5 protein-coding genes and 2 pseudogenes are annotated in these 5449 nt (G+C 38.1%); 5 read left to right on the top strand and 2 right to left on the bottom strand.

Features of this window, described 5'->3' with window-relative positions:
- Window positions 1–658: 658 nt before the first annotated feature.
- Together FTV42_RS15330 and FTV42_RS15325 are read right to left on the bottom strand one after the other, a co-directional pair.
- On the bottom strand, window positions 659–1222 hold the full coding sequence (locus tag FTV42_RS15330) for a hypothetical protein (RefSeq protein ID WP_163146742.1): 564 nt from the start codon (window positions 1220–1222) through the stop codon (window positions 659–661).
- 300 nt (window positions 1223–1522) lie between these two features.
- Window positions 1523–1702, bottom strand: a complete 180-nt coding sequence (locus tag FTV42_RS15325; RefSeq protein ID WP_016651005.1) for a hypothetical protein — start codon at window positions 1700–1702, stop codon at window positions 1523–1525.
- Window positions 1703–1842: 140 nt separating this feature from the next.
- On the opposite strand from FTV42_RS15325, the gene FTV42_RS15320 reads away from it, so the two are divergent.
- The 5 genes and pseudogenes from FTV42_RS15320 to FTV42_RS15300 all read left to right on the top strand — a co-directional run.
- On the top strand, window positions 1843–2172 hold the full coding sequence (locus tag FTV42_RS15320; protein WP_087662598.1) for a helix-turn-helix domain-containing protein: 330 nt from the start codon (window positions 1843–1845) through the stop codon (window positions 2170–2172).
- A 32-nt stretch (window positions 2173–2204) separates the two neighbouring features.
- Window positions 2205–3029 (top strand): ImmA/IrrE family metallo-endopeptidase, encoded by an 825-nt coding sequence (locus FTV42_RS15315; protein ID WP_163146744.1) that lies wholly within the window; start codon window positions 2205–2207, stop codon window positions 3027–3029.
- Window positions 3030–3190: 161 nt separating this feature from the next.
- Window positions 3191–3333 (top strand): annotated as a pseudogene (locus tag FTV42_RS15310) (helix-turn-helix domain-containing protein); the annotation flags it as partial.
- A 140-nt stretch (window positions 3334–3473) separates the two neighbouring features.
- Window positions 3474–4919 carry a DNA cytosine methyltransferase gene (locus FTV42_RS15305; RefSeq protein WP_163146745.1) on the top strand — a complete coding sequence of 482 codons (1446 nt, stop codon included), beginning with the start codon at window positions 3474–3476 and terminating at the stop codon, window positions 4917–4919.
- Window positions 4920–5000: 81 nt separating this feature from the next.
- A pseudogene (locus tag FTV42_RS15300) lies at window positions 5001–5449 on the top strand (hypothetical protein); the annotation flags it as partial.

The raw sequence follows: 5449 nt of genomic DNA, 5'->3' as shown, positions 1-5449 counted from the left end.
TAGGCTGTATTCCTGATTCATTACGATAAACAGGACTGCTGTGAAAAAAAGTAGTGGTAAAGGAGAAAGTAAGAGAGCTTTTACTATTTTTTCATTTGAATATTTCACTAATTTAATTCTCTTATCTACTCAATAAATAATAATACTATAACGATTTTATTGGAGGTTTTTTGATTCTATTTAACATAATGGGCGTTATACGAAATGCGATTTTAAATAATATTATTTATCAAAGGTTTAAGACAAAAAACACACAACCTTCAAGATCAAAAAATACACGTTTTAACAACTCGTGTGTTTTTTAAGCAGATTTGTAATCTTTCGCCAATAAAATCGTCTAAAAAATGCTCAATTTTGGCATTTTCCCAATGTTCTCAGCTCTTCCAGGGCGAAAACTATCCCCAATTGCTGTGGATGAAATTTAGGCTATTTTGTACGCTTTGGCTCACATAAAACTCGGCCCTTTGCGGCTATCCAGGATAGGTGAATTTTCCTATGATGAAGTCATAGAGAACAGGATGTTCCAAACAACAAGAATAAGAAAGATCGCACCAGGAGCGTGAGTTAAGACAGGAGTCATACCTAGCAACCCAATATGAGAAACCCCGGCAGGATGCTGGGGTTTTTTATTATTAAAAGGAAAACTATAGGTATTAAATTAACTTTCCTTCTCATTATCAGAATCTAGGTTTTTCTCTGAATCGGAATCATTTTTCACGAATAGGTCTTTAAGCTCTAGCATCGCTGCTAGTGCATACATAGTGAGAGTAAATAGAATTATTCCAATAACAACAAATCCAATGCCATAAGAGACACCGAAACTGGTAAAACAGAAGAAAAAACCTGTAGTAAAGAAAATAGCTGATGCAACAAACATCACACTAAAAATAGCTGATAATGCATATTCAAAATTAAGAATAAAATTCTTTATCCAACTCGGTATTGGTATTTTCCTTTCTAATTCTCTTTCTGCTACAACTAACATTAATAAAGGTAGACAGTAAATTCCCGAAAGCCAAATAAGAATATGGACATAATTATCATGGGAAGGTATAAGGCTCTTCATCATTTCGTTAAAGTTAGATAGATCATGACTTTTATGAAAAATGACTCCCCAAATATCTTGACATAAAGCTAATAAAAGAGGGATCACTCCTAAAAGGATAGTTATTGCAACCCCTTGTTTAAAAGATTTTTTTATATATTCTTTCGGTGGAAACACAGGACCTCCTATCAACAATTAGCTTATTTAAAACCCGCTCTTCTCAACATTTTTTTAAAATTAGCTTCAACTTGTTTTTTAACTTTAGAAGCTATTTCTTTCTGCAATATTCAATACTTTTCTTGTGCTCCACATTTAGCACAAGTAATCGTATCTGAAGCTTTAGGATTACTAGGAATCTCAAACTTATCGCTTCCGCAAGAACATAAAATATTTATTGTTTGATCAGTCATCTCAGTGCCTTCGTTAATATGAAATTATTAAAAAGACTGCCAAGCGTACTTAACAGTCTTTCACAGCTCATCGCTTACTATCTGGCGTACGTTCAACACGAACCCAGCTTGAATTTGGCTTTGATGTCGGGGGGGCAATAGTTCGATCTGGAATAGTTGAGTAGTTATCTCTCAACCCACCTCTAGGACCTTGCTCTCGATAAATCCCACCATCACGGCCTGTATTCTGTCCTGGCTTTAAAGACATATTTCGCTCCTAATATTGTCGAATTCGACAACTAAATGTTGTCACAAATATTATTAACACTACTTGTCGAATTCGTCAACAAAATTTCTCTATTTCGAATTATTATAGAAATACAAAAATATAATCAGTAGAATAGAATTATGAATACAGAATCTAATGAAACCTACGTGTTTCCTGAACGGCTTAAAGCGATAAGAGAGTTACGTAAACTAACTCAAGCTCAATTAGCTGAAAAATCTAAAATTCCTTCTACCTCAATTTCACATTTGGAAGCTGGGTCAAGAAAACCATCTTTTGATAATTTGAGAAAATTAGGAATAGCGCTAGAAGTATCTACAGATTACTTACTAGGACGAGTAGATAGTTTTGAAGGAACTAATACGGACACTCTATTTAGAGATCTTCAAAACTTAACAGATAGTGATAGAGAAACTATTCGACGATTTGCAGAGTCACTAAGAAATAAATAAACTATTTATTTCTTAGTACATTGAATAAGATAATGTCTAATAACACCAAACAATATATTGAAAAAGCAGCTACTCAGATTAGACAGGATTACGATTTAATCGATTATGAAATAGATCTTTTTAAATTAGGTGAAGAACTAGGGATTGATATACAAACTCAATCTCAAAAGAGTCATGGTATTTCTGGAGCGCTTATTAGGAATGGCAATGATTTCCTAATCTACTATGCTTCTTCTATCAATAATATTCCATATCAACGATTCAGTATTGCCCATGAATTTGGGCATTATTTTTTACCTGAACATCCTGAAAATATCTTTAATAAAAATGGTACTCATTTTTCAAGTGCAGGTTCGAGCAGTAAAGATCCCTATGAAAGAGAAGCAGACTATTTTTCTACCTGCTTACTAATGCCTAAATTTCTTTTTGAAAAGGAAATGTATAAATACAATGACGGCTTAGAAGCAATTAAGTCTTTAGCTAGTATTTTCAATACGTCCTTAACCTCTACAGCTATACGATATATTGAACTTACTGAAGCACCTGCGCTATTAATTATCAGTTCAAATGGTAAAGTAGATGCTGTTTTCGATACTAAGGAACTACGTAAGTTTGGAAAGTGTATTTATATAAAAAACAAAGTCTTACCAAATAAAAATATAATTTCAACTGAGCTATCAAAAAAAGAAATTTTTCTTAATGAATGGATTGATACAAATCATCGTATTAAAGCAATTGAGGAAAGTATCACATTGGGATCTTATGAAAAAACTCTCACAGTAATCACAACAAATACTTTATATGAAGAGATTGAAGATGAGTTTAGTGATACATGGGAACCCCCTTCATTCAAATAGTATATTAAATATACAGTTTCTTATTTAACATAAAATCTCTTACGCGAAGTTGGTTTGTAAGCCCAAAATAGAAATGTCTGATTTCTCCAAAGTAAAAATGTTCACTTTTAGAATATGTGCTTTTGCGATTGTCGAAGCAGACGATTTTATATGTTAGCGTCATGCCAGATAAAGAACTTAAAAGATTGTCAATCTTGCAGGAAATCTGCGATCAACGCATACCTCAAACCTAGTCTGCTCAGTTACTTCATATTTCAAAACGTCAGATCAGACGTTTACTGCAAAATACAAAGCTCAAGGCCCAGTTGGACCTACATTCAGGGCTGCTTTTCCCCTATCAGCTTTTTAATGGATGTTTTATGAGCAACAATGAATGTTTTAGCTTATATCTGGGTCAAATGAGTGATAAAGTATCACTCAAAATACCCAAATATAGATTTATAGATGAAAGAGTTTCTCTCCCAAGCCGATGACCTGCATGAAAAGTACCTAACCCAGGAAAAACAGAAAATTGAAGAGCACAAAATGCTGGTCAATCAGGTCTTGGAGTCATACGACCAGAAAACTGTTGCTGAAATACTTCGCAGGGTTGGACAGTATGACTGGACCCGTGAAACGCTGAATAAATGGCTCAATGGAAAGAGTGCACCACGGGCACTCAGTGAGGGCGAAGTGGAGATGCTTCAGCAAAAGATGCTACCGAAGCCACCAGCACACCATCCGGACTATAAATTCCGTTTTATTGATCTGTTTGCCGGGATTGGCGGGATTAGGAAGGGATTTGAGGAAATAGGGGGACAATGCGTTTTTACCAGCGAATGGAACAAGGAAGCCATCCGGACCTACAAGGCCAACTGGTACTGTGATCCTCAACATCATAAATTCAACGAAGATATCAGACAGGTTACGCTGACTGAAGATCCGGATATAGACATCAATGAAGCTTATGAACATATTGATAACGAAATTCCGGATCATGAGGTACTACTGGCCGGTTTCCCATGCCAGCCGTTCTCTCTGGCAGGTGTTTCAAAAAAGAACTCCCTCGGCAAGGCACATGGTTTTGAATGTGAAGCACAAGGAACACTGTTTTTTGATGTGGCACGTATTATTGCAGCAAAACAGCCAGCTATTTTCGTACTCGAGAATGTAAAGAACCTGAAAAGCCATGACAAGGGAAATACCTTCCGTATCATCATGAAGACGCTGGACGAGCTGGGCTATGATGTTGCAGATGCTGACGCGAGTGGTCCGAATGATCCAAAAATCATTGACGGCAAGAACTTCCTTCCCCAGCACCGTGAGCGTATTGTACTGGTAGGCTTCAAACGCAGCCTGGATATCAAGGGCGACTTTTCCCTGAAAAATATCAGTAAACTCTTCCCTGAAGTCCGTCCGACCATACAGGACGTGTTAGAAAAGGAAGTAGAAGACAAATACATATTGACTGAAAATCTCTGGAAGTATCTTTACAACTATGCCAAGAAACATCAGGCTAAAGGTAACGGTTTTGGCTTTGGTCTGGTAGATCCGAAAAATCCTGGTAGCGTGGCCAGAACCCTTTCGGCCCGTTATCATAAAGACGGTTCGGAAATCCTGATTGACCGCGGCTGGGATATGCAGCGGGGAGAAGAAGATTTTGATGATCCTGATAACCAGAAGAACCGTCCGCGTCGTCTGACACCACGGGAATGTGCCAGACTGATGGGCTTCCAAAAACTGGATGGAGACGACTTCTTCCGTATTCCAGTTTCGGATACACAGGCCTACAAGCAGTTCGGTAACTCGGTTGTCGTACCCGTCTTCACTGCCGTTGCAAGGTTGCTGGAACCTTACATTCTACGGGCAGCAAAAATTCAGGAGCATAAAAAAGACAAGATTTCTGCGTAAAAGCTATAAAAATCACTCAAATAGAGGTACGATCCGGTCAGAAGAACAATGACCGGATCGTATATGGCGACTATCAGGCAGATGTCACAGACAATGCAGGCCCTAGGGGCAACCCGGATCCTGCTCAAACCGCTTTCCAATAATGACAATTCCAAACAGCAAATCTATTTTGGGGGAAATTTTGAAGTTCTTCAGGATTTTCCACTGGGAGAGATCCGCGCAGATGGAGAATCCAGCAAGGGTCCGATATTCAAGGCACCTCTCAAACTGTTCTGGATCACACCGGAAGGTGAAACTGAAGAAGCCACAGGTTCCCAAATTATTCTCTATCCCAAATATCCGGAAATAAGACTTTCCGGATTCCTCCGTGGCTGCTCGCTTGCCCCAAGCAAGATCATGAAACCACCGACACCAGAAGAACGTGCACTATATGCCAGCCAGAAAAGAGGCATGATCCTAGGATTGGCTGAAGACAAAGTCTTTGCCGGGACAGGATCAGGGGAGGGGAAAATTTCAGGGGAGAGTCAGGA

The organism is Acinetobacter sp. YH16052, from assembly GCF_013417155.1.
Taxonomy (GTDB): domain Bacteria; phylum Pseudomonadota; class Gammaproteobacteria; order Pseudomonadales; family Moraxellaceae; genus Acinetobacter.
Note: the sequence above shows the minus strand (reverse complement) of the source record. Positions and strands in the feature narration are given on the sequence as shown.

Excerpts from the sequence above, each read along its gene's own strand:
- FTV42_RS15325 (WP_016651005.1), bottom strand. The coding sequence starts at position 1,702 with ATGTCTTTAAAGCCAGGACAGAATACAGGCCGTGATGGTGGGATTTAT.
- FTV42_RS15305 (WP_163146745.1), top strand. The coding sequence starts at position 3,474 with ATGAAAGAGTTTCTCTCCCAAGCCGATGACCTGCATGAAAAGTACCTA.
- FTV42_RS15320 (WP_087662598.1), top strand. The coding sequence starts at position 1,843 with ATGAATACAGAATCTAATGAAACCTACGTGTTTCCTGAACGGCTTAAA.
- FTV42_RS15315 (WP_163146744.1), top strand. The coding sequence starts at position 2,205 with ATGTCTAATAACACCAAACAATATATTGAAAAAGCAGCTACTCAGATT.